This is a genomic window from Bacteroidales bacterium, assembly GCA_016709865.1.
Classification (GTDB): domain Bacteria; phylum Bacteroidota; class Bacteroidia; order Bacteroidales; family VadinHA17; genus LD21.
The window spans coordinates 216,314-241,828 of sequence record JADJLX010000001.1 but is presented as its reverse complement, the minus strand read 5'-3'; the positions used below and the strand labels follow the sequence as shown (position 1 = coordinate 241,828).

At 40.8% G+C, this 25,515-nt stretch carries 17 protein-coding genes; 2 read left to right on the top strand and 15 right to left on the bottom strand.

What is annotated here, in order from left to right; all coding sequences use genetic code 11:
• Positions 1-3: 3 nt before the first annotated feature.
• From IPJ16_01085 to IPJ16_01070, 4 genes are all read right to left on the bottom strand, one after another.
• Complete coding sequence (locus IPJ16_01085) at positions 4-195, bottom strand: helix-turn-helix transcriptional regulator (GenBank protein MBK7625793.1); 192 nt, start codon at positions 193-195, stop codon at positions 4-6.
• Complete coding sequence (locus tag IPJ16_01080) at positions 188-586, bottom strand: hypothetical protein (protein MBK7625792.1); 399 nt, start codon at positions 584-586, stop codon at positions 188-190. Before IPJ16_01080 ends, IPJ16_01085 begins: the two co-directional genes overlap by 8 nt.
• A 298-nt stretch (positions 587-884) precedes the next feature.
• Complete coding sequence (locus IPJ16_01075) at positions 885-3,218, bottom strand: glycoside hydrolase family 95 protein (protein ID MBK7625791.1); 2,334 nt, start codon at positions 3,216-3,218, stop codon at positions 885-887.
• An 84-nt stretch (positions 3,219-3,302) separates the two neighbouring features.
• Positions 3,303-4,250 carry a DUF3078 domain-containing protein gene (locus tag IPJ16_01070; protein MBK7625790.1) on the bottom strand — a complete coding sequence of 316 codons (948 nt, stop codon included), beginning with the start codon at positions 4,248-4,250 and terminating at the stop codon, positions 3,303-3,305.
• Positions 4,251-4,567: 317 nt separating this feature from the next.
• Here IPJ16_01070 and IPJ16_01065 point away from each other — a divergent pair, with 317 nt between their 5' ends.
• Together IPJ16_01065 and IPJ16_01060 are read left to right on the top strand one after the other, a co-directional pair.
• A complete protein-coding gene (locus tag IPJ16_01065) occupies positions 4,568-6,145 on the top strand; it encodes a DUF853 family protein (protein MBK7625789.1) in 1,578 nt (525 codons plus the stop codon).
• A gap of 139 nt (positions 6,146-6,284) precedes the next feature.
• A complete protein-coding gene (locus IPJ16_01060) occupies positions 6,285-8,504 on the top strand; it encodes a cation:proton antiporter (protein ID MBK7625788.1) in 2,220 nt (739 codons plus the stop codon).
• Here the strand turns inward: IPJ16_01060 and IPJ16_01055 are convergent.
• The 11 genes from IPJ16_01055 to IPJ16_01005 form a co-directional block, all read right to left on the bottom strand.
• Complete coding sequence (locus tag IPJ16_01055; protein ID MBK7625787.1) at positions 8,501-9,970, bottom strand: glycoside hydrolase; 1,470 nt, start codon at positions 9,968-9,970, stop codon at positions 8,501-8,503. The genes IPJ16_01060 and IPJ16_01055 overlap by 4 nt on opposite strands.
• Before the next feature lie 129 nt (positions 9,971-10,099).
• The gene (locus IPJ16_01050) at positions 10,100-12,979 is read right to left on the bottom strand and encodes a glycoside hydrolase family 2 (GenBank protein MBK7625786.1); all 2,880 of its coding nucleotides are present in this window, start codon (positions 12,977-12,979) and stop codon (positions 10,100-10,102) included.
• Between the two features lie 118 nt (positions 12,980-13,097).
• The gene (locus IPJ16_01045; GenBank protein ID MBK7625785.1) at positions 13,098-13,457 is read right to left on the bottom strand and encodes a DUF4180 domain-containing protein; all 360 of its coding nucleotides are present in this window, start codon (positions 13,455-13,457) and stop codon (positions 13,098-13,100) included.
• A 9-nt stretch (positions 13,458-13,466) separates the two neighbouring features.
• A complete protein-coding gene (locus IPJ16_01040; GenBank protein MBK7625784.1) occupies positions 13,467-16,829 on the bottom strand; it encodes a glycosyl hydrolase family 38 in 3,363 nt (1,120 codons plus the stop codon).
• A gap of 2 nt (positions 16,830-16,831) precedes the next feature.
• Entirely contained in the window at positions 16,832-18,418 is a 1,587-nt protein-coding gene (locus tag IPJ16_01035; protein ID MBK7625783.1) for a glycoside hydrolase, read from the bottom strand.
• 14 nt (positions 18,419-18,432) lie between these two features.
• Positions 18,433-20,202, bottom strand: a complete 1,770-nt coding sequence (locus IPJ16_01030) for a class I mannose-6-phosphate isomerase (protein MBK7625782.1) — start codon at positions 20,200-20,202, stop codon at positions 18,433-18,435.
• 123 nt (positions 20,203-20,325) lie between these two features.
• Entirely contained in the window at positions 20,326-21,483 is a 1,158-nt protein-coding gene (locus IPJ16_01025) for a glycoside hydrolase family 97 catalytic domain-containing protein (GenBank protein ID MBK7625781.1), read from the bottom strand.
• Between the two features lie 795 nt (positions 21,484-22,278).
• Positions 22,279-23,877 (bottom strand): sulfatase, encoded by a 1,599-nt coding sequence (locus IPJ16_01020; protein ID MBK7625780.1) that lies wholly within the window; start codon positions 23,875-23,877, stop codon positions 22,279-22,281.
• A gap of 6 nt (positions 23,878-23,883) precedes the next feature.
• Positions 23,884-24,666 (bottom strand): hypothetical protein, encoded by a 783-nt coding sequence (locus IPJ16_01015; protein ID MBK7625779.1) that lies wholly within the window; start codon positions 24,664-24,666, stop codon positions 23,884-23,886.
• Positions 24,667-24,685: 19 nt separating this feature from the next.
• Positions 24,686-25,102, bottom strand: a complete 417-nt coding sequence (locus tag IPJ16_01010) for an NUDIX domain-containing protein (protein ID MBK7625778.1) — start codon at positions 25,100-25,102, stop codon at positions 24,686-24,688.
• A 6-nt stretch (positions 25,103-25,108) separates the two neighbouring features.
• Positions 25,109-25,513: a VOC family protein gene (locus tag IPJ16_01005; GenBank protein ID MBK7625777.1), complete on the bottom strand. Its 405-nt coding sequence runs from the start codon at positions 25,511-25,513 to the stop codon at positions 25,109-25,111.
• Positions 25,514-25,515 lie beyond the last annotated feature (2 nt).

Below are 25,515 nucleotides of genomic sequence, written 5' to 3'. Positions count from 1 at the left end.
TTCTTACTCAAAAATAAAAATTTCTTCAATTTTTGAATCAAAGACTTTTGCAATATCATAGGCAAGCTTCAGAGAGGGGTTGTATTTATTTTTTTCGAGAAATACAATTGTCTCCCTTCTTACATTCACTTTTCTTGCCAGGTCATCCTGGGTAAGATTTAATCTTGCCCGGTGTTCTTTTATCCTGTTATTCATTTTTTATCCCCCCGAAGTTAAATATCAACCAGCAGACTGCAAATGTTAATGCCATTCCTATTATCCCGGCGCCAATAAGCGTGTGAATTTCATAATCAAGACTTTCAGAAAAATACCCGATTGCGAGCCACATGTAAATGGAGATGTAATAAGAGAGTGATGCAGATTTCTGCATTACTTTTTTTGAAAGTTCATCTTCGGCAGGCTCACCTCTCCTTGCACTGCGCAGCCTTTTAAATCCGATAAAAAGAGCAAATACCAACAGAAGAAAAACTACCAATATACTTCCAAAATCATTTGTTTTTAAAACCCCGGATGATGAAAGTATCCAAAGGATCGTTGCCAAAAGCACTAATGCTGCGACCATAAAGACAATAACTGATTTTTTCATTTCATTTAATATTAGTTATTTAATTCTAACAATTAGTTATATAAAACTAACACAAAGTTAGAAATAAATAACATTAATATCCAAATTTATTTTAGAGTTTTATTAAGTTATTAGGTGCAATCTCAATTAAATATAAGATTGTCAGTGCTATACGCAAATTTTTTTATTAACTAGGATATAGGAATAATAGCATAATTACAAGTTGATACATAGATCTGACTTAAGAAGGTTTTGGTCTAAAGCCCTACTAATGGCACTTCCGGTAACCACGGACTTAAGTCCGTGGTTACCAGAAGGATTATTTAACTGCTGCCAGGTCTTTCCCGAAGAGATAGGTTTTGCCTTTCTCTGTTTCAGGGATTTCAATGATTTTCCCGGCATAACTTAATTTTAAGGGATTACCGAGTTTTGAGATGATCTTTGCCTGTTTAAGTTTTCCGTTTTCCCAGTCAAGATCCACTTCAAATCCGCCTCTTGCCATTATTCCATGGATATAACCTTTCTTCCAGTCAGTTGGAAGAGCAGGCAGAAGTTCTACCTCACCTGCATGACTTTGTAATAGCATCTCGGTTATTCCTGCTGTACCTCCAAAGTTCCCGTCTATCTGGAAAGGAGGATGGTTGTCAAAGAGATTATTGAGGGTTGATTTTCTTAATAATGCTAGTACATTTTCGTACGCTTTATCACCATCTTTCAGGCGAGCAAAAAAGTTAATGATCCAGGCTCGGCTCCAGCCGGTGTGACCGCCACCGTTAGCAAGCCTGTAATCGATTGTATTTCGTGCGGCTTTGAGGAATTCAGGATTCTTCTGTTCTGTTATCTGATTTCCGGGATGAAGTCCGTACAGATGAGAAATATGCCTGTGTCCGGGTTCGGGTTCCTCAAACTCCTCTGTCCATTCCATCAGACGCCCATCTTTACCGATCTGGATAGGTGCCAGTTTCCCCAGAGTCTTCTCCATTTTTTTAACCAGCGGCTTATCAAGTCCAAGTAAGTTGGCCGCTTCGATAGTATTCTGAAGCAGATCACGTATAATCATATGATCCATGGTCGGGCCCATAACCATGCTTGCATTGCCTGTTCCCCCCGGGATTTTAAACCTGTTCTCGGGAGAAACTGAGGGACCGGAAACAAGGTAACCTGTTTTTGGATTTACTGTCAGCCAGTCCATACAAAACTCGGCCGCCTCTTTCATAATGGGATATGATTTTGATCGTAGGTATTCTTTGTCACCTCCGAACTGGTAATGATCCCAGATATTCTGACAACTCCATGCAATTCCCATTGGCCACATACCATAGACTATTGCGCCTGTTGGTTCTGTGAAATGCCAGGGATCAGTTGTATAATGAGCAACAATGCCTTTCATTCCATAAACTTCTTTTGCTGTTCTCCGGGCATTTGGACGGAGGGCATTTATAAAATCTATGAAAGGCTCCTGCAACTCTCCGAGATTTGTTAGCTCAGAGAGCCAGTAATTCATCTGAATGTTAATATTTATATGATAATCTGCACTCCAGGGCGGCTGCATCCCGTCTGCCCAGATTCCCTGGAGATTGGCAGGCAATCCGCCCGGACGTGAGCTGCCTATAAGAAGATACCTTCCGAACTGATAATAAAGTTCTATCAGATCGGTATCGACATATCCGTTCTGCATAGCTGCAATTCGTGCATCGGTAGAAAAATAATTTCCATCCGAAGATCCCAGATCGAGTGACACCCGATTGAACAAAGAGTGGTAATCGGCTATATGATTTTTTCTTAGTTCAGAATATTGTTTATCAGCGACTTTTTCCATTTGATTTCCGGATGTCACAAGCGGGTCTGTTCCAAAATAGTCAGTTGCCGCTGTCATGAAAATAGTGACCGAGTTTGCCTTTTCAATTCTTATGCTGTCACCTCCTGCACTTGTTGTACCGCCATCGCATATTACTTTTAGTTTTCCTGCCATTTTTACACCAATGCCATCACCAACATGTTCATTTATATTGATTTCATTTCCCTTTGCCACTATAGCAGGCTTCCCACCTTTTCGCGAGATCCTGGTTGTAAATGAAAGAGAGCCCTGCTTGTCGGCTGTTAATCTAATAACAATAGCCTGATCGGGGGCGCTTGAAAAGATTTCTCTGAGATAATTGACCTGGTTGGCAGTGTATGATACCCTGGCAACTGCATCATTAATATCGAGGTCCCTGCGATAGTTTGAAAGTCCGCGCTGAGGACCGAATTTAAGATATATATCTCCAAGTGCCTGGTATGTTGCGGTTGGGTTCCGTGGTTTTTGACCGAGAATTCCCTTTTGTGCAAGTTCCTCTGCTTCTTTGTACTTCCCCTCGAAAAGCAATTTCCTAACTATTGGAAGGCTTTTAAGCGCATCAGGATTTGCATCCCAGCGTTCCTGACCGGTCCAGACAGATTCCTCATTTATTTCAATACGTTCGTTTTCAACATTCCCGAAAATCATTGCCCCTAGTCTTCCATTTCCGACCGGTAATGCATCGTTCCAATTTTCTGCAGGATTGTTGAACCAGATTTTCATTCCGGAGGGAAGATTTTGACCGAATGAGGAGAGATTGTTTATCGAAATTATTGCAACTGACAAAACAATAAAATACAAGGATCTAGATTTCATTGTATGGAATTATTTATGTAGAGCCACAATGCATTGTGGCTCTACGAATAATCAATATTGAATTAATTAGTCTGCGTATTATTGCTAAAAATTATAGGAAAAACCTACTCCAAAAATCTCTTTAAATTGGACCTTTGATGCTACGCCCTCACCATCTTCAATAACACCGCTTCCGTTTTTATCAAACTGGATCTTAATATCATCATCATAAATAAGGTGCGTATTGAAATTAACAGAGATATACTTGTTAACCTTCATTGCAATAAGACTTTCCCAGCTTACATCAATGTTCTGAGGATTATGAGCGTAATTTGAAAAGAGGTCTATTTTTGTTGTGAAGGAGACATTTTTCAGATATTCAGCTTTGAAATCATTTTTTGAAAAAATAACTCTCACATAACCTCCGGCTTCACTTTTTACTTTTTCCCCGGGAGTTACTCCGAAAGCTCCCTTATTTGACAGAGAATCGTTAGTAACAAAAGTGAACTTTGCAGTTAATGGGGCAATAAAGGCACTGAAATAAGCATTTGGTTTATAGTCCATTCCAAGAGCAACAAGAAGATAGGCCGGTGCAAAAAGGTCTGATATAGTCTCTTTCTTCGGATAATTGTAACCCGGAGTCATCTGTGTTTTAAAGTTTAGCAGTCCGGCATAATAGAAGTTCTTAAATGCCTCCTGTCCGTATTTAGAGAGAAAGTCAATTTTGTCATCTGTTTTTCTGAAATCATCTTCTCCCTGTTTCAGAAGACCATAGCCAAGGTCGAGAGAATTGTCCCAGACAGATTTTCCCTTTTTATAATTTGCAAAACCGCTAAAAACTCCATTAACAGCAACTGAATTCTGTCCTCCGGAAGCCCAGTTACTTAAGGAAGTCTGGGCTAGAGTTATAGCAAATACACCACCATTTTTCCATCCCTGTGTTGTGTCAGTTTTTACAGTACGCAAGGCTTTTTCAGCATCAGTTACCTGGGCTGAAACTACTGATGTTATAAATAATGCTAACAGTGTAAACATTAAGAGTTTTGTTTTCATGTATTTAGTTTTAAAAGTTTTTATTATTCAAACCCAAATCAGAGAGTTTTGTTTAGCAATACATTAACTTATTATAAGTATCTATTCCTGATTATAAAAGTAGTTACTCTTTATCAATCTAAAAAACATTTTTACCGCAGAGATTCGCTGAGAAAAAATGGAGAGCCGCTGAGTCAAAAATTCATCATCAGGAACTCTGCGGTTCTCAAAGATTTTCTCTGCGTTTCTCTGCGGTTAAAGGATTTCGTATTTTGTTTTTAAACTATTAAATTGCAAGCGAAAATATTAAGATTTTTATTATAGCAAAAGCACTGAATATGAGCAAGACAGACGCATTTTTAAAACATATAAATGACGGTTATTCCTGTAAGGGAGATTATATTGCACTTGGAAGTGCAATTTTAGACGGAGAAACAATCGGAGCAGCTCAGGTAAAAGTACCTCTCAAAACACTTAACAGGCATGGACTGATAGCAGGGGCAACAGGAACCGGAAAGACAAAAACACTCCAGGTTCTTTCCGAGCAGCTTTCTGAAAAAGGAGTTTCTGTACTTCTCATGGACGTAAAAGGTGATTTAAGCGGTATCGCAATGCCCGGGACGGAAAAGCCATTTATTACAGAAAGACATGCAAAACTGAACCTTCCTTTTTCACCTAAAGGGTACCCGGTTGAATTAATGTCTCTTTCAAAGCAGGAAGGTGTGCGGCTCAGGGCTACAGTTTCTGAATTCGGACCAGTGCTGCTCGCACGTATACTTGAGTTGAATGATACCCAGGAAGGTGTAATGTCGGTGATTTTCAAGTATTGCGATGATAAGAAACTTACCCTGCTTGATCTTAAGGATTTGAAGAAGGTGATCCAGTATATAACAGAAGAAGGAAAGAAAGAGATCGAAAATGATTATGGCAAGATCTCAACTGCTACCACCGGAATTATTCTAAGGAAGCTTATCGAGCTTGAGCAGCAGGGTGCCGATCTGTTTTTTGGTGAACTATCTTTTGAAATAGCCGATCTTATGCGTACCGACAAGAACGGTAATGGATATATAAGCATCATACGTCTCACAGATATTCAGGACAAACCAAAACTGTTTTCTACTTTTATGCTTTCACTTCTTGCTGAGATTTACAGCCAGATGCCCGAAAAGGGAGATGCAGAAAAACCTGAACTCGTGATATTTATCGATGAGGCACATCTTATTTTCAACCAGGCAAGCAAGGCTCTTCTTGAGCAGATTGAAAACATTGTGAAACTTATCCGTTCAAAAGGAGTGGGTATATTCTTTGTTACACAGAATCCAACTGATGTTCCAAATGGAGTTCTTTCACAACTCGGACTAAAAGTGCAGCATGCACTAAGGGCATTTACGGCTATTGACCGTAAGGCAATTAAGCTTACTGCTGAGAACTATCCTATATCTGAATTTTATAAAACAGATGAAACAATCACCAGTCTGGGTATTGGCGAGGCCCTTGTTACAGCTCTTAATGAGAAAGGAATTCCAACACCACTTGCTGCTACAATGCTCAGAGCTCCTGTGAGCAGGATGGATATCCTTACTCCTGCTGAAATTGCATCGATAAACAAATATTCTGTTTTGGTTCAGAAATATGGACAGACAATTGACAGGGAGAGCGCTTATGAGATATTGAGTAAGAAAGTTACTCAATTGGAAGAGGCTGCTGCAGAGGATGCAAGAAGAAAAGAAGAGGAGATCGAAGCGCAGCGTAGATTCCGAGACAGCGGAAAGGGGAGAATGGGAGAATGGGGGAATCAGAAGCCCGGATCATCATCAAGGAGCACCAGAACACCACAGGATCAGATGGTTAAAGTGCTTACGAGTGCCACATTTATCAGGGGAGTTTTCGGTGTTTTGAGGAAGGTGATGAAATAAAAATATTTTCTTACTCTTTCCTTTTATCAATAACCGGTTTCATATTTGCACTCCCTAATCAGGTCTAACTATTACCTGAAACTAGATGTAAATATTACGCTATAATAGACATTTTCGGGTATTTAAAGAGATATTAAGGATGCTACACGTTCCGCCGTTAATAATCGATCTTGCACTTATACTTGGCTCGGCAGCTATAGTAACATTGCTTTTTAAAAAGCTGAAGCAGCCTGTGGTTTTGGGTTATATTATTGCCGGATTTCTGGTCGGACCATACTTTAAGTTATTCCCTACAATAGTTGAAACCGACAGTATCAAAACATGGGCTGATATCGGAGTAATATTCCTGCTGTTTGGTCTTGGACTTGAATTCAGTTTTAAGAAATTGGCGAGGGTAGGTGGTGTGGCATTAATCACTGCTTTTACAGAAGTGACTCTTACAATGCTCCTGGGCTTTGGTGTTGGAAAACTATTAGGCTGGAATAACATTAACAGTCTTTTTCTGGGAGGAATTCTGGCTATTGCATCAACAACAATTATCATAAGGGCGTTTGATGAACTGGGGGTTAAAAATCAGAAATTTGCCGGAATTGTAACAGGAGTACTGGTTATTGAAGATCTTGTTGCTGTGATACTTATGGTACTGCTCTCAACTGTTGCTGTAAGTCAGACATTTGCCGGGGCAGAGATGTTTAAATCGATTTTGCAGCTTGCTTTTGTCCTCGTTTTGTGGTTTGTTTCAGGAATATTTTTTCTTCCGACATTTTTCCGGAAGATAAGTTCATTAATCACCGAGGAAACATTACTTATAATTTCGCTGGCGCTCTGTTTTCTTATGGTGGTGCTGGCAACATATGCCGGATTCTCACCCGCTCTCGGTGCCTTTATAATGGGATCTATTCTTGCCGAAACAACAAAAGCTGAAAAAATTGAAAAAATTACAAAGTCGGTCAAGAACCTTTTCGGTGCAATTTTCTTTGTGTCGGTTGGTATGCTGATCGATCCGGCAATGCTTGTTGAACACATAATTCCAATTCTCGCAGCTACTCTGGTATTATTATTCGGGAAGCCGCTGTTTGTTACGCTTGGAGCTCTTGTCGCCGGTGTACCTCTGAAAATCGCTGTTCAATCAGGTATGAGCCTTTCACAGATAGGGGAGTTTTCCTTTATCATCGCCACACTGGGACTCACACTGAATGTGACCAGCGACTTTCTTTACCCTGTTGCAGTTGCTGTTTCAGTGCTGACAACCTTCACAACACCCTTTATGATAAAACTCTCCGATCCGGTATTCAGGCGGATAGAGAAGTTATTGCCTGATAAATGGAAGAAGAGTATGGCCTCCTATAGTGTTGGAGCTCAAAATATTGCCGAGATCACAGAATGGAAGAAGGTAATCAGATCTTATGTTATCAATATAGTTATATTTTCAGTGATAATTATAGCGATCATTCTCCTTGGCACCCGTATAATTGCCCCTTTATTCTCCGAATACAATAGCAGCAAGTTTATTACTGTGGCAGTTTGTCTGATAGCGTTATCTCCTTTTCTATGGGCACTTGCCTTCCGGAGACCACACAACCAGAATTATAAAAGTGTATGGGCAAGAAATACACAGAGGGGTCCGCTGATAATAATGGGCTTTTCCAAGGTTGGTCTCGCTGTGTTTTATATCGGATTTCTTCTTGATTATCTGTTTCCTACAATTGTTGCATTTTCGGGAGCTGTTATTGCTATCATTATACTGGCTTTTTTGTCAAGGAGGTTGAAAGCGTTTTACGGAGAGCTTGAGATGAGGTTTCTTGATAACCTGAATGAACGGGAAATAAAAGCAAAAGAGGGGAATGAAATACTTACGCCATGGGATACACACCTTGCTTCTTTTGAACTTGGTATAAAATCCCCCCTTGCAGGAAAAACGCTCGAAGAGTCGCAAATCAGAGAGGACTTCGGTGTCAACATTGCTGCAATTGAGCGCGGAGATTATCTGATTAATGTTCCGACCCGCGACAGTCACTTATATCCGAGCGATAAGCTGATGGTAATTGGTACCGACGAGCAGCTTGAAAAATTCAGGATCTTTCTCGAATCATCTGTAGCCAGGGAAAAAGTGCCGGATATTAAGCAGAAAGTCACTCTTAATCATTTTACTATCGGAGAAAAGTCTTCACTTACAGGCAAAACCATCAGAGACTCAGGCATACGTGAACGTACAAAAGGTCTGGTTGTGGGTATTGAAAGAAACGGAGAAAGAATACTGAATCCCGAATCAAACGTTGTTTTTGAAGTGAACGACAAAATATGGATCGTTGGCAATCCTTTGCGTTTACAGATTATAATAAATGAACTTACCGGTTAGCGGATCACCACTTTTTCTGATTTATATGAAAAGACCGGTTGCTTATTGCCTCCGGGTTCATTTACTTTCAGCAGTTTAATATCAGCACCTTTTACATCATCGAGTACAATGGGTGTTCTGTAGTCTCTCTTGCCGCAAGAGAGAGTCACATTCTCCATTGTGATTCCTTTTGCATGTCTGATATAAATGCCCCATGCAGGAAGCTCTTTGAACATTGAAAACTCCGGATAGCTGGCACCCATCTCAGGGACCTTGTCAAGCTCATCCAATCCGATTTTGGCGAATTCGGGATTTCCTCCTCCCGGGTAATTTATTTCAATGTTTTTTAATGTCACATTTTCAATGATTGCATCGGGCATGCCAACGATTGATGATGGGGATATATTTCTTGGCATATCCTCAACCGGACCTTCATAGTTATATCCTGCATCCGGTTTGGTTGATGGGACTTCCGCATAGACATTTGAAATACTTATATTACTCATTTTACCCTTTTTACCTGCCCTGCGTTCGCCGATACGAAGAAAAATAACATTTCCTGTATTGATCGACCGCAAGCTGTCAACTATAACATTTTCAACAAGTCCGCCGTCAACGGCTGCGAAGGTGATTGCTGAACGGTAGGTATCAAAGACCAGGTTATTTATTATTTTAATATTCCTGAAACCGCCAAGAGATGCTGTTCCGAATTTAATCCCATTTGCACTTGTGCGGATAGTATTATTATGAATATAAACATTCTGACAAATGAAATCAGCGTTATGCGATTTCAGACATATGCCGTCATCTGCAGCATCAAAATATGAGTCTGTAACACTTACGCTGTCGCAGTCTACGATGTCAATTCCGTCGTTGTTCCAGTACGACTTGCTGTCTACTGTTATTCCTTTAACAATAACGTTTTTACACTGATCGTATTGCTGATTCCAGCTTCCCGGATCTTTCAGGATTATACCTTCAATCCGTACATTCCGGCATCCTTTGAAATAGATATTCTGCGGCCGTCGTCCTTCCCAGGGACGATCATACTTGAGAGGATCTTTTATAACTCCTTTATGAATCAGATCCACAAGATTGGTAGCCACAGTAAATCCCTGTCCGTCAATAACTCCCTTCCCGGTAATGCCAATGTTATTCACATTATGTGCGAATATCAGTGCAGTCCAGTTCGAAATGAATTCATAATCGAGTGGATTCGGAGAACCTACCAGGATGGCACCTTCCTCAAGCTGAATAGTAACATTTGGTTTCATGTGGATTGTCCCGGTGAGGTATCTGCCGACATAAAAAACAAGACGTCCTCCGCCGTTTTCACTTACAAAATCAATCCCTTTCTGAATCGAATTTGTATTCATCGTTGTTCCGTTTGATTTTACACCGAACATTGAAGCGTTGTAGTCTTTCGCACTAAGCCCAACAGAGGCAAGCAGCATAATCGAAAGAAGTAGAGATTTGGTTGTTTTCATTGGGTATTTATTTTATTTTGATTTTTTTTTGCCACCAAGGCGCTAAGGCACGAAGAAGCACAAAGGAAATGTCACTTTGTTTGTATTCCTGGTGTCCCTTGGTGTCTTAGTGTCTTGGTGGCAAAATTTTCATGATTTTTTGTATAAAGTTACAGGACCAATTAATCCCATTGATTGAACCGGCTGAATCTTATTTTTCTCATTTGTCCAGTACTGGGCGATAGGATTATCAGTAAGTGATTTCATATAGTTGCCCATTGAAGTAGCGACGGTTATCTCAATAATATTTGATCCTTTCCGGAGTTGTTTTCCAATATTATAAATTCTTCTGCCATACCATTTTGCCCCACAATTCTCACCATTTACTTTAAGTTCAGAGAGTCCGTATACTTTTCCCAGATTGATTATAATATTTTCAGGATCAATTATTTCAACCGTATTACTGTAAGTGATTGTTCCGGCAAAGGCTGCAAACTCAGGCAAATCCTTAAGATCCTGTAATATATTCATTGAAGTCTTTTTGCCAGATCCATCCCGGCAATGAATGAATTCTGCCTTCCATCCTTCCATTAAAATTATCTCTGCCGAACCATTTACGGGTAATGGTTTCCACTTGGTTCCGCTACTGTTTTTGTCGAAAATGAAGATCCTCGATTCTGCCGGACCAAGGTCAATTTCAAGGCTGTTATTCTTATCGGGGAAAATTCTGTAACGATTCCCGGTTTCTGCCTCCCAGATCCACCCGTTTCTGCCCCTTGTAATTTCCGGAGAGAAAGTAACTGTTGACTGATACGAATTATGCAGATGAGAGTTTATCAGATAAATCATTTCCGAACCATCATCAGCTTTGTAGCAGTTTTGATATACGTATGGGTCAGGTTTTTCAATAAGAACGTTCGGTTTAAGATTGTAATTCTTCTGAACTTCAGTGAACCATGAAATAAAATTCTTTTCAGGCTTTTTCAGGAAGATAAACCGATCGGGAAATGATTTCATCTTCTGTACAAGAGATTTTACTTTCTGGTCCTCTTCGGGATAGTTTTTATACCCGAGAGATTTAAATGGAATTGTTTCTATGCAAAAAATCCTGCCTCCTTCTGCAATGAAGTTTAGGAGTTTATCTGCAGTTGCTGAATTCAGACTGTCGACCTGTATGAGGAAGATACTATGATATTTCCTGGGGCCAAATGACATGAATCCCTCCTTCATTAGTGACTGGCTGATAATATTCTGGGAGACATAATCACAACCATGTCCGTTCTTATTCATTGCTTCCCATACAAGTGTCATATACTCTACATGAGTAATTGACGGAAAGGGCTCCATCTGCGATCCGATCAGGCTCCACATATCCTCGACGGGTGGCAGTATGGCAATATCAGTAACCATTGTGACATTCTGGAGGAGTGCCGACATCCTTCCTTTGTAATCATTGTAAAGATGAAACCAGGGCCACCAGGTATTCTTCTCATTGTAATAGCCGCCATATCTTATCCATCCGGGATAGGGAGCCTCCGGAGGTGAGTAGTTGAATCCGTGAAAAACACTATGATTAACTCCTGTGATAGCACTCTGATCGCCACCTATTTTAAGGTTCTCCAGCGAAGTGTTGAAAACAGTGTAGGTGTCAGTCATCTCCTCACAGCTTACAATCCTTTTCCCTGTAAGGTTTGCTGCAGAGGAGACAAATTTATTAATCATTGTATAAGCCCTGCCACGCCTGTAATCTTCCTCTGGCATCTCTTCCCCTACTTTATGTTTCAGCCAGTTCATTGTCCATGATTCAGACTCGGGGATATCATAATCAAAGCTGCTCTCGAGCGGGAAGAAACCCCGACCATAAGCCTGAGCCCTTGATTTTACGTTTAGTTCTCTGCACCAGGCAGTATAAGGTTTTATGAATCTTTCTTCAAGCAGCTCAGCCTTTGTGATTTCAAAATCATATCTCATGCGGCAAAGATCCTTTTCAAGTTCAGGTGACACTGTAACACCGTATTTGAAATCGGTAACATTACCCATTGCACCGGTTTTGAAAAGCACAAATGGCAGCCATGGGAATATATCATATCCTCTTCTTTTCCTGAACTCGTCCATGATTCCATCAAACCAGTTGGCTCCTTCAAGCTCGAGTGAGTCGGTGAAGAGCGCTCGGATATGACCTGAAAGTTTTCCTGTTTTTGATTCAATTGCAGAAGACATCCTGGTCAGATATTTCTTAACGGCAGCCTCATTATAATGATTCAGAACAGGACCGGTTGCTCCGGGAGCCCCGTTGATAACCTGCATAAATCCATCAATCCTTATGAGCGCATAAAGGGCATGTTTTCCTTCGGGAATGGAAATTTTAAATACTTCATTATTAATAGTATCATGCAGGTCAATTACATTATTAATGTTGATCAGAGGATCCGTGACAAGCTTTAGGGAAAGAAGCTCCATTGTCCTGCCAGGAAAGGGAGAACTGACAGCCGGATCTGCTTCTTTAAAAAGTTCGAATTTCGATATTTCATATTCAGCCGGACCTGTTATTTTCTTAACGGCAATAACAACAACCTGAGATCTTTCTTCCCCCTGAAGATTCTCTGCACCAAAAGGCCAGCCTGAACCGACAATGAGATCGCAGGTCAGACCGAGCGATTTAGCCTCTTTGAACGTTACAGAAAGCATATCAATCCATTCCTCACTAAGCCATTTCAGAGAGGGTTTCCCAAGATCATCCCCCTCAGATCTTTTTGGGAATTCAACGGGATTAATCTCAACTCCTCCTATTCCGGCAGCTTTGAGAAGACGGAGTTCGCTGATTAGCTCACCTGCTTCAACCTTATTCCCGTTCCACCACCAACGCACAAACGGGTGGTAGTTAAGAGTTGGTTTGCGGAATATTTCATAGAGGTTAATAGTAGTTTCTTCTTCTGAGGCAAACGTCTGAGGGAATAATGCAATCTTTCCGGCAAGGAAACTGCCGGTGGTAACAAGTGTACTCTTCAATATGAAGTTTCGTCTGTTCATCTAATTTTTTTAAACCGCAAAGAGCGCAAAGATTAAGCAAAGATCACAACGCAATCTTTTCAATATTTCCTTTGTGTTCCTTTGTGTATCCCTTTGTGTCCTTTGTGGTTAACGGATTTCATTTTTTACCAAATCTTAATAATGCTTCATCAGTATTTTCAACAAAGAAAACCCTGTTTCCCCTGTTGCTCTCCCTTATAAAATCCTGAAGACTTTTACTTGTATATTTTGAAAAATCTCCTGTAACTGCAAGTTTAAACTGATAATTTGAAACCTTCTGCAGTATATCTCCGGCAAGTCCGGTATGCAATTTGAAAAAATCGGGGTGAAGGTTTATCTCTTTTAAAATGATTGCATTACAATTGTTGTAATACATATCGCCAAGCAGATCAACAGCATCCTGCACTGTCGAGATTTGGAATTCAACATCAGTTACCTCGGCGATTTTGCCGTTGTCCGTATCATGAAAAGTTATCATTATGTTGAGTTAAAAGGTAATTCGATAAAATTTAGAATTTAACGCCCCGATTTTAGTTGAAGGGTTAACAACATTTTTCCCGGCAGCATCAACTTCGGCAGCTGTCAGTGATTTTCCAGTAATTCCATTGCTAATTGCCAATGCGGTTTCTTTCCCGGCAGTTTCGCGCAGATGAATAATCAATGATTTGCCGTCTGCTGCAGGGTCAGCGCTTATCAGGATAACATTTTCAGGCCATCCTGTCAGGAACGCCCCTTCCCAATTCTTATCTCCGGTACCTTCCCCCGGAAGGATCCTTGTCAGGTAAGGTACACGGCAGCCCCACCCGAACCTGGTCGCAAAACCGGCTGAGTTATCTGCTGAGGTGGTCAGGTAATATGTCCAGGTATGACCGCCTCTTTGTTCAGCATTGAAGTTGGTTACCCAGTAATTATTCATTGGCCATGAGAAGATATTTGTGCTTTGCGGAAGAGCTCCGGCTGTGTAGCGTCCGGTATTGATAGCGCCAAGCTGCATAAGTGGCATTTCGGCACAACCCATCACTAATTGTGAGCTGCCGTTTCTGACAGATGTGAAATTCTGAACCGTATACCAGTCGTTCGAAGAGCCTTTTATCTGATCTATTCCGGCTTCGATTATTCCTCCTGGTACTTCCAGGAAATGTTTTCCATCTATGATGTTTATCGGAAAGGCGATATAAAAGCTCTCGGGTGAAATGATACTTTTCTTGACAATTGAGCATGCCAGGTCGAGGCGTTTTTCAGTATTGTAAAGCCTGATTTCAAATGAATAACCCTTAGGATTAACTGTGGTTTCAGATTCTCCAAAGAATTTGATTGTGTTCCATATTTCGCCTTCCGAATATGAGTCAAACCAGACTGTGTCGAGAGGTGAGCGTTTGAAATCATCGAGTCTTTTGCTCTCCATCTGGGAGCGGTTTCCCAGTTGTTCAAGAATGAATTCTCCCATTTTGTAATTACTTTTCGGATCGATAAGCTCAATTCCCAGATCTTTGTCAAACCATGATATGATCGCTCCTTTAACCGGGTCGGCAGTGATTTTATACCATTTGTTTTCAAGAAGGGTTCTTTTTTCTTTTGTTGAAACAGATTGTTTCTCATCAATCTGTTTTATTAAATATTTCTTATATCCGAAAGCAGGGACATCATTTAGCCAGAGAGCCCAGGTTGTACCATCAGAACGATGGGAGAGTGCCTGGACAGGAATCCTCTTTCCATCCCTGTCGAAGATGCCGGGAGTCTTGCCCCGGGGCATAATCTGATGATCAATATAAACAGTAGTCAATCCTGATCGTTTCCAGTTAAGTGTGTTGAAAACCAGAAAGGAAGGCTCTTTTTCCCTTGTGAACATACTCTGAAGAAGACCCATGGCCTCTTCACCTATTGAGGCTGTCCTGCGGTTTGCTTCCCATGCATATGAGTCTTTCAATGCCCGCTGTTCCATAGTCTGCTGACTGTAGGGCTCCCTAACACTCTCAGAATAACCGGCAGTATGTTCAGTATAAAACAATAGTGCATTATCGGCCAGATCAATTTTTTTATCAATATCAGCAGGAAGCTTTATTCCTGCTGACGAAGCCATTCCAAGTCCTGCGACATTGGCAATTAGCCCGGATGAGGCAATACGGCTTGCTGCCGTTTCACGGGCTGAAGCACCGAAACCATCAGTCCACCAGTCTGGCCATGCACCCCTGATTACCTGGAATTCCCCGCTGTGAGATTTTTCCATTCCTGCAAAAAACGATTCAGCTGTGGAGGTTGAGAGCTGAGGCCATAAAAAGGTTTCATTCCACTCTTTTATCAGGTCGCTGGCAATCGATGAAGGAGGAGAGTTGTCGGTCAGATAACCTGAATGCTGAATTGCCATTTCATCGAATGGGTATTTCTTTGAATCGAGACTTATCAGGTAATTCATCAGGTTGTTCTTGAACCGGTTAAGATCACCACTCTGCATTTCAAGAACTGTGTTGCCTGTCATGTAATGCTCTGCCCGGAAAGTCAGAATTCTTTGTCCGGAAGGTGACTCCCACCAGAACATTGTTGGTTTATCGAAACATATAAGTGCCCGATGACCATGGGTTCCCATGTTCAGATATTTTATCCCGACCTGGTTGAAGTAATCGTTCATGCACCAGCCTATTCCGTTGACATCGTTCTGCATTGCAAGCTTTACGGGAATGCCTTTTTCCTTTATTCTTCCGACAGCCTCGAGAGATGTTGCCAGGATTTTTTCATCAGGGATTTCATCAAAATTGAAATACATTCCTGTTACCTCAATCCTGCCTTCATTTATCCGTTTAAGTAAACGGTCTATCTGACTCTGCGGACGGCATTTAAGATACTCATCAACAGGCCATGATGCTTCACAAGTCCATCTGAATTTTGCATTTTCGGGATAGTTGTCTGTGGCATCACAATAGTCAAGAGCATAGTCGATATACCTCAGATGTTCGGCAAGAATTTCTGTCTGTGACCTTGTATATCCGATATCGGTATGTGAATGCTGAATGAAGCTGATCTTCCATCTTTTTACAGGATTCAGGGTAACAATATTTTTGACCGAAAAGTCACCCGCTGTAACTTTAAGCTCAATTTTTGATGGTTTCGAAACAGGAGGCAGCCCCAGATTAACTGCATTATACCCAAAGTTGAGTGTTACATTCTCAAGCAGTTTCCCGTCGGCAAATATTTTTGCATCAGCCTTTTGTCCAAAGTAAAAGATTCCGGCTTCCACAAGTTGTACCTCAGAGGTTCCCTTTTTCATTATTGCCGGAAATGCATTAAGTGTTACTCCGGTCTTTACCTGTTTCTTGAAGGGCATATACCACGATGTGAGGTTAGCCGCACTGCCTGTAACCTTTATCTTCAGAGGTATTCCGGCTTTTATCTTGTCAGAGGGAATCCGAAGAACCATATAGCCATGATTATCTCCATTCTGATCAACCATTATGGAATGAAAACTCAGGCTTGATCCTTCTGCTCCGGGGATCTCCCAGGTTCTTCGTCCGTCGGTATAGAATTCAAAACTAAGATTGTCTCCGGCATTCAGGACCATCCTGGCTTTTCCCGGACTGGAACCTATTGCAGCAACCCAGGTAATTGTGCCATATTTCTGTTTTATGCCCGATGGGACTTTTTCAGTTTCCCATTCAACATAGTCTTTACCGTTCAGTGCCCTAACCAGGAAACTTTCGCGTAATCCCGGAATACAGGAATGATATTCATAATCCAGACCGGCGTTTTTTTTTGCATAACCGTTAATCAGAAAATCGTCGGAGGTAATGAATGACTGAGCGTTAAGAGAATGAAAGAGAAGAATACTAATTCCTAAAAGGATGAAAAGTCTTTTCATAGTTATTTAATTTTCTCGTAATATGGTAAATCGTTTAGCTTAACCGGTACTTCAATAGTTTTCGGACCTTTTATTTCAGTCCCGTCAAAACTCTTCCATTTGCCTTCAGGAATGATGATTTTCCTGGAGGTAGCACCTTTAATCAGTACGGGAGCCACAAGCAATTTATCCCCCAGCAGAAACTGGTCAGTAATTGTTGCATAACCTTTTCCGGGATAATTGTACTCCAGTGGTTTTACAATAGGTTCACCTGTTTCTGATGCTTTTTTGGCAAGCTCAAGAATATAAGCGATATATTTTTCACGGATTTTCACAGCAGTTTTTACTGCTTCAAAATGTTCTTTGTCAAGAACTCTCCAAGGGGCAACTGAAAATTGCATCATTGGCATAAGAGCATGAACCTGGGCAGATCTGACTATTGATTCCTGATCCATTTTTTCGAGATTCTGGAAGGAAGTAAATTCACCGCCTCCAATCAGATCGGGACATGAGAAATAGTAACCCATAAGTCCGGCAGAAAGCATGTTGGGAATTAAAAACTGAAGATCCTCAAACCCATGACTCTTGTCACGCAACCTTTCAACCAGTGGCTGTCCTCCCATTTTCCACATTGCCCTGTATTCGTTTAGAGGATAATCAAGACCAATCTTTCCGTACAATTCAGAGTGTTCCTGAGGTGTTGCATCGGGTTTGAAGGAATTAATGTTCTCATAGAATTCAAAATCTCCTGCATCGAGTTTAAAACCATCAACCCCGTAGTCGTTTGTTAAGATATTCAGCTGCGATTTAAACCAATCGGCAGCTTTCGGGTTTGTAAGATCGAGCAAGCCACTTGCCCCGTTCCACCATCTGACAATAGCAGGTTTTCCTGTTTTATCGGTTACCAGATATTTACTTCTTGCCAGACTTCTGTAAACATCACAGTCGGGGCTGATAAACGGGCAGATCCATACCATCACCTTAAAACCCATTCGATGCAGGGAATCGATCATCTGTCGGGGATTCGGGAACCTGCCGGGATGAAAATTCAGCTTTCCATAATCCTCCTGCCAGTTATCGTCGATCATCAGCACTCCTGCGGGAAACCCATTGGCAAGAATGCTCCTGGCATATTTCATTATATCTTTTTGATTCTGGTTATATACAAGTTCAATCCATGTGTTATACTGGGGGCTTGTAAAGAGAAGTTTGTCAGGCATTTTACCGGAAGGAGGGAAGTATGTCCTGCTTGCATACTGGTATGCATCTTTCAGAGTTTCACCGGCTTTATGATATTGAAATTTTACTGATTTTCCTGTGAGGCTTAATTTACCTGAACTATAGCTTATCCTATATGGATTGTCGGACCAGATAACTTCTCCAGTGTTTGAAAGTATAAGCGGTTGAGCCTGATTGCCGTAATTGCTCTTAAGGTCAGCCTGGTAATTTTGTTTTAACGGCATTTTATTACCGTCGTTGATAACACCGGTCCACCATAATGTGTTAATACCGGAGTTAATAGTGAGACTATCACTGAATACTTTCTGTTGAGACAATGCAGCGTCAGTAAACAGAAGGAAAAATAATGGCAGTAATGATATTTTTTTCATAATTACAATATTTCTCATTTTACAAATGCTTTAACCACTATGGCTTCTGAACCGGATTTATTAATTAATCTGTAGCTTTTTGCAGCTGCAGGAATTACAAATGTTTCGGCATAATTGAACTGCTGAGACATCCCGTTTCCGGTTTCAACAATTATTGAACTTCCTTCAACCAGGCTGAGGACATGGCACTTATTCTCCGTCTTAATTTCAACAAAATCACCAAAATGATATCTGTGAACATCATAAAGATGAGTTTCGTGAGTTGGTAAATGATATAGCTGCCAGTCAGGGCCATGATCAATCAAAGCAGGTTTTGAGATCAGTTTTTCCCTTACATATTCTCCTTTGTATTCGAAAAACAGGTTTTCAATTCCCCTCTGAATGTTTAGATTACGGGGTTTTCCATTTAGATCCATACGAAGCCAGTCGTACATTTTAAAAGTAAAAATATAGGGTGTAGAACTGATTTCCAGAACAAGGTTGTTTTTGCCCGAACTGTGTATTGTGCCATATGGTATCAGGAACAGATCATGTTTTGATGCCCTGTGTTTCTGTACATATTTTTCAATTTCAATAGTTTTTGAATCCCGGTGACTTTCCTCAAGTACATTTTCGAATTCAGACGTTTTAATACCATTCTGAAAACCAAGATAGATACCTGCATTGTCTTTTGTATCAAGAATATAATAAGTCTCTTCCTGAGTAAAGTCCTTGCCAAAATGCTCCTTCATATATTCCGGACGGGGATGACACTGAACAGAGAGACTTCCTCCGTCAAATGTGTCGAGGAAGTCGAACCGAATCGGAAATTCAGTGCCAAAACGAGCGTGGCAATCACCAAGTACGGCTTCACTTTCCTGAAACATCAGAAAGTCAAATGATACTTCAAGCAATAATCCGGAGCTCTCAAAGAGCAGTCCGTTTTCGGGTACGATTAATTCGAATGACCACGCGTAGTTGGGGACTTCCTTATTCAATCCTTCGATATGATCCTTTATCCAGGTTCCACCCCAGGCACCTGGTTCGAACCATGGTCTTACCCTGAAAACATTATGGCTCATAACTTTCAGGGATTGTCTTAATAAATCTCCGTTCATCCAGACCGGATTATTGGGTCTTTGTCCGTCTGTAATTATGTCTATTGAAGGAACAAGAAGCTCTTTGTGTTTATTCAGAACTATCCAGTCGATAAAATAGAAACGCTTATACATCAGCTTCGGATCGTCAGGTTCTGATGCACCCAGGTTTGTTATGCTTCCGGCACGTGACCTGAACTGGATCTCATTTTTTGGCAGGTCGATGTAGATCAGGAGTCCTTTCCATTCTGCCAGTGATGCTCCGGGACCGAACAGTATGTTTATGTCAGCGTCAGGATCCGGCTTGCATTTATACAGTTTCTCCGTTTCAAAAAAGTCTATAAGATTTAGAGTTGTTCTTTTTCCGAATAGAGGATCTTTTCCGCCCATGAATGGTGAGATCATATTTTCAATTTCTCTCTCCGGCTTTAAATAGTCTGAGATTGACTTCCAGGATACTTTTATGTTGTGGTTAATGAAAAAACCATCTAGATTCTCACGGAAATGGTTAAATAAGACGTTATTATACCCATCGATGATAATTAACTTGTGTTTAATGATTTTTTCACTCAGAGCTTCAAATCCTGCATGAATTTGCCCATCTTCCAGTTTAAATGAAGGATAGATATCATAGTTGCCGGAGACCGGTGATGGTTTTATATCAGGCAAGAGATACTGACTTGATTTCCGAAAATCTTTTTTCAAAATGGTATTTTTATATTTCCCGCTGATCTCGCAGATCAATTCCCGCTGCGGAATGAGAGACGCCAGGCATGGCGTCTCTACTGTAATCTAATCTGCGTTAATCTGCGTAATCTGCGGGAAAAATCTTTATATTTTTTCTATTTTTGCTACAAATCCTCCGTTTTTAGCCATTGTTACTTTCAGGATCTCTCCTGACTTTATTGTTTTTGTATCCTTTTTTAAGTCTTTTGGTTCTGCATCTGATTTCTTTGTGTCAGTCCAGGTCTCAGCTGAATAGCTGCCTGCAGGTAAAAAAGAAAGATTTATTTCAACTGTTTTTCCCACACTGTTATTCATAACTCCGACAAACCATTTATCCCCGCTTCTTTTTGCGATCGCTACATAATCGCCGGGATAGCCACCCAGAAACTTAATATCATCCCAGACAGTCGGAACAACTTTCAGAAAATCTGCTCCCGGCTGGTTGAGAATATTATCAGGGTGATCACAGACCACTGTCAATGGACTTTCATAAATAACGAATTTTGAAAGTTCGGCAGCGCGTGTATTCCAGACAAGAGCAGGCACCTGCTGTTTCCATTGTTCCCGGGTGACATTCAAAAAGGCGCCCGGAGTGTAATCCATTTGTCCGGCCAGCATCCTTGTAAATGCCAGTTTTACATTATGTTCAGGACTCATCTTATCGGAGAATTTGTAATATTCATTTCCCATGACGCCTTCGCGGGTTATCATATTGGGCCAGGTGCGGATGATTCCGTCTGGTTTATAGGCACCGTGAAAATCAACAAGAAGCTGGTTCTCTGCAGCACATTTAATTATATCGTGATACCAGTTAACCATATACTGATCATCACGGTCCATGAAATCGATTTTAATACCGGCGATACCCCATTCGTGGTAAACAGGGAAGGCCTTTTTGAAGGCACCATTGCGGTTCACATCACTAGAATACAGCCACACAATGATTTTGACATTCTTTGATGCAGCATATTTAATTATTTCAGGCAGATCTATCTGTGGTGCCCATTTGGTGATATCGGCTTCAGGGGTGTTGAATTTTCCGTACCACTGCCAGTCGACAAGCATATATGGCCAGCCCATTGAAGATGCGAGATCGATATATTGTTTTATCACCGGCATTTCCATTTTTACCTCCCCGCTCCACCAGTGGTCCCAGGCACTCATCCCCGGCTTAATCCAGGATGGATCTTTGATTGCACACGGATCGTTTAGATTCTGAATGATTTCAGACTCGATCAGGGTTCCCGGGGTTTCACCTATCATAAGTACCCTCCATGGTGTATATACCTCGTCGTTAAATCTGTCCTTAACACCGTTTTCAGGCTCCCCGGGTATAGGTACCAGTTTTGTTATAAGCTGATTTGTTGTTCCGTTGGTGCCAATATAAAAAGCTGCATAATTGTTGATTTTTGCTTCAGTAATTGCCACCCAGCAGTTATTTCCGTAGTCCATCAGGAAGGGCATCCCTGCAATCGATTTTTCAGTCAGGTAGCTCAGCGGATGTTCTTTGAATTCTGCTTCATTTGATGTTGCATAACCTCCGTATTCAACAATCCATGCTTTCGGATCGCCCGGGATACTGAATGTTGTTAATTCTTTAACAATCTGTCTGTCTCCTGCTTTGGCTGCTCTCAGAAGCTTGTAGCGAAATGCCAGACCGTCATTGTAAGCCCGGACCTGAATTTCCATCTGACGCATTGGTCCGGATTTCTCTTTTAATGAAAGAAGCAATTCATTATAATTATTCAGGACTTCGGCATGTTTTGACTTTACTACAGGTTTCCATGTCTCATTGAAATTTTTTGTGTACTGATTCTGAATTACAAAATTCCCGGTCATTACAGGTTCTTCTTTCAGCTCAAAACCCATGGGGGAGGAGTTTATAATATTCCTGTTAAGAAACGTAACAGAATATGTAAGTTTCTCCCCGTTATTGATAGAAAAAACAATTTTATTATCGGGCGATTTCAGATTAATTGTCTGGGCCGCAAGGACCATTTCTGATGTAAACAAAAAGAGCAGAAGATAGGATTTAAATGATTTCATATCAGTTAATTATTATTTCTGATTTATCGGTTCAAAGTCAGTTGAGTCAACCCAGCCGGCACTCCTACGTGATATTTCTCCTCTCATGAATCTGTTATAAAAATCCCTTCCTTTTTCTTCTGAATATGGATATTTATCAAACAGATCTCCATTACTAAGCATCCTAGGATCGCCCTGTTCAAGAAGTTCTTTTTCCATTTGAACTGAGAGTTCTTTTTTCAGAGAGCTGAATTCAGATCTTTCTGACAGATTATTTAAGCATTGAGGATCGGTAACAATATTGAAAAGCTCCTCTTCTCCTCTTTTCCCAAAACTGAGATTCCAGAATTCATCAGATCTCCCGCTGCGCTTCATGTTGAGAATAAGTGTCTTTGTAGGACTCCCGTCGGTGTTGAGATACCCTGTCTCAGGATTGCCTGCGGGCCAGCGATCTGGTTTATAGTTCCTGATGTAGTAGTATCCGTCTTTTATGATACCTCTTATCGGATATCCGACATCATCCGGTCTTCCAACATCATGGCGTTCCTGCCCAATAAGTACATGGTCGCGTTTCCTGTCGACAGTCCCGTTTTTCCGTGAGTACAGAAGATTTGTAAAACTCTTTCCCTCAATTGGCTGCATTCCGTTTTCATTGAGTTTTATTCCGGCTGTTTCGAGCATAGTGGGAGCAATATCGATAAAACTTATATAGTCATTAAGGATACGTCCAGGGTTTTTTATCCTTTTGCCCCACATTATTGCCATTGGCATATGGTTTGAATACTCGTATGCATTTCCCTTCATACGCGGAAATGGCATTCCGTTGTCAGCCGTAACAATGATTATAGTATTTTCAAGTTCCCCGCGCTTTTCAAGGATCTCAATCATTCTGACAAGGTGAGAGTCGAAATACTCGATTTCGAGAGCATAGTCGAGAATATCATTTCTTACTGTATCATTATCGGGCCAGAATTTATAGAGATTAATTATGTCGGAAAGTTTTTTTCCCCCTTTGCTGACACCGGAACCGTACTCATAAACCCTGTGTGGTTCAGTTGATCCATACCAGAAACAGAATGGTTTATCATTATCAGTTGATATCAGAAAATCTTCGAAATTTGCTGCGTAGTCTATTTTTGACATTCCTGAAGCCGGGGGGATACACTTTTTCGAATTAAAGGCTTTGCCGGTAAGTTGTCTGGGATTTCCTGCAGAATCGACAGCTGTGCCGGGAGCCCATCCCTTAGCAGTGAAAGCGACACTGTATCCATTATCGCCAAGAGATTCCATGAATGTTGTATACTTCAGCGGGAAAAAGGGGACGTGATTGCCGGCTTCCTCAAGCTGCCAGCTGTTCCTTCCTGTGAGGAAACAAGCCCTTGAAGGAGAGGATTTTGCATTCGGAGTATAAGCATTGTTGAACAGAATCCCCTCTCTGGCCACCCTGTCAAAACCGGGTGTTTTTACAAAGCTGCATCCGTAGGCACTCATATCGGGAAAAGAGATATCATCACCCATGGCAATGAGGATATTAGGTCTTTTTTCACCCTGAACCTCACTTACTGCCCTGTTGCAATAAGTAAGAAGGAAAGGTGAAATAATAATTACACTTTTAATACCTGTTGCTTTCATTAGCAGCTATTTAAAGTCATATGTTACATTTTCGGGCAATGGTTCAACCATTAATTTCATCCATTTCCCGTTTATCTTTATCACTACTATATTATTATCCTTATCATAAAACATAGTCCCATCGCCACTGGTTTTCAGCTCTTTATAGTTTACATGTTTTGCATCTTCAATATAATTTGATTCATCATCGCCTTTTGGTTTTTCAGCCAGAAGGTTATCTTTTCCAATATTTCCAAGTGTAAGAACATTTGTCAGTTTAAGTGAGCCATAAAAGATAGCCCTGTCGCGACTGAACATGTATGAGTGCTGCCGCACATCGGATCCGATGCGAAACCAGTTGTAGGCGGCCTCAGAATGACCGTAGACAGATCCGTAATAATATAGTTCAGCCAGGGGTTTATCTTCCTCAGTGTGTTTATTGACAAGCATTGTGATTCTTGAAATATCATCTTTCGCATAGCCTTCAAAAACATGAAATCCCCAGCGCTTCTTGTTCTTTTCATTTTCATTACCTCTTACCTGAACCATATATGGAGTACTAAGTATTCCATTAACAGTTGTATACATAGGAGTCAGCTGAGGATTGAAACCATAGTTATAGCCTCTTAGTTTCCACTTATTCCATGAAGTGTCAACATCAGAAAAAAGTTCAACTCTCCTGAAAGCAGAATTTTCAGAACCGGGAACAAGCATTATATAGTTCTTGTCTGTAACCTTATTCTTTTTTCCCTGGGAGAAGACACAGATTGTTGAAATCATAATCAGGAAAATGATGCAAAGTCTTTTCATCGTTGACGAAAATTAAGTTCTACTTATTCAATGAATCAGAGTACTTTATATAATCCAGTACTATAGATTTTATAATATTGGCAAACTTAAGATCAGGAATCTCTTTCCTTGAAAAATATTGTGGCCGTTCGCCTTCCAGAAGGGTAACCTCTTCTATTGGGATATTTAGTTTGCCGTAATAGATATATTTTATGTTTTCATATGCATCACCCGTCAGACATTCATATTTTCTGAAAAATGTATATTCTTTAAGATCCAGGTCCAACTCTTCCTTATATTCTCTTACAAGGGCTTCCTCAGGAGTTTCTCCCTCCTCAACATGTCCGCCTATCAGATCCCAGTGATTGGGAAAGGGAATCCATGATTTATTATCGCGCAGGGCGAGCAGGAACTCTCCATTGTCATTTTCGAGTATAATTGCAGCTATTTTCTTCATAACGGGTTATTCCACAAAAAGTGCAGCTACCTCAATCCGGTTATTATCCGGGTCCAGAGTCTCGAATTCATAATAGCCATCGCCTGTTTTACGCGGACCACGTAATATCCTGAATCCGGCTTTAGCCATCTCTTCTGATTTGAGGTTGACCAATTCCATATTTTCTACGCCGAAAGAGAGATGTATGAGACCAAGATGCTGATTTACCACCCTGTCGTTAAGATTTTCCGGAATTCCGGGTTTTTGCATGATCTCCAGTCTTGATCCTGAGTCAAATGAAATGAAATAGCTTTCAAATCCGGTCTTTTTATTTATATACTTCTTATTGGCCCTGCCATTGAAATATTTCACATAATAACCCTTCAGAATCTCAAGCTGGTTAGTCCATAAAGCAACATGATCAAGTGTCATTT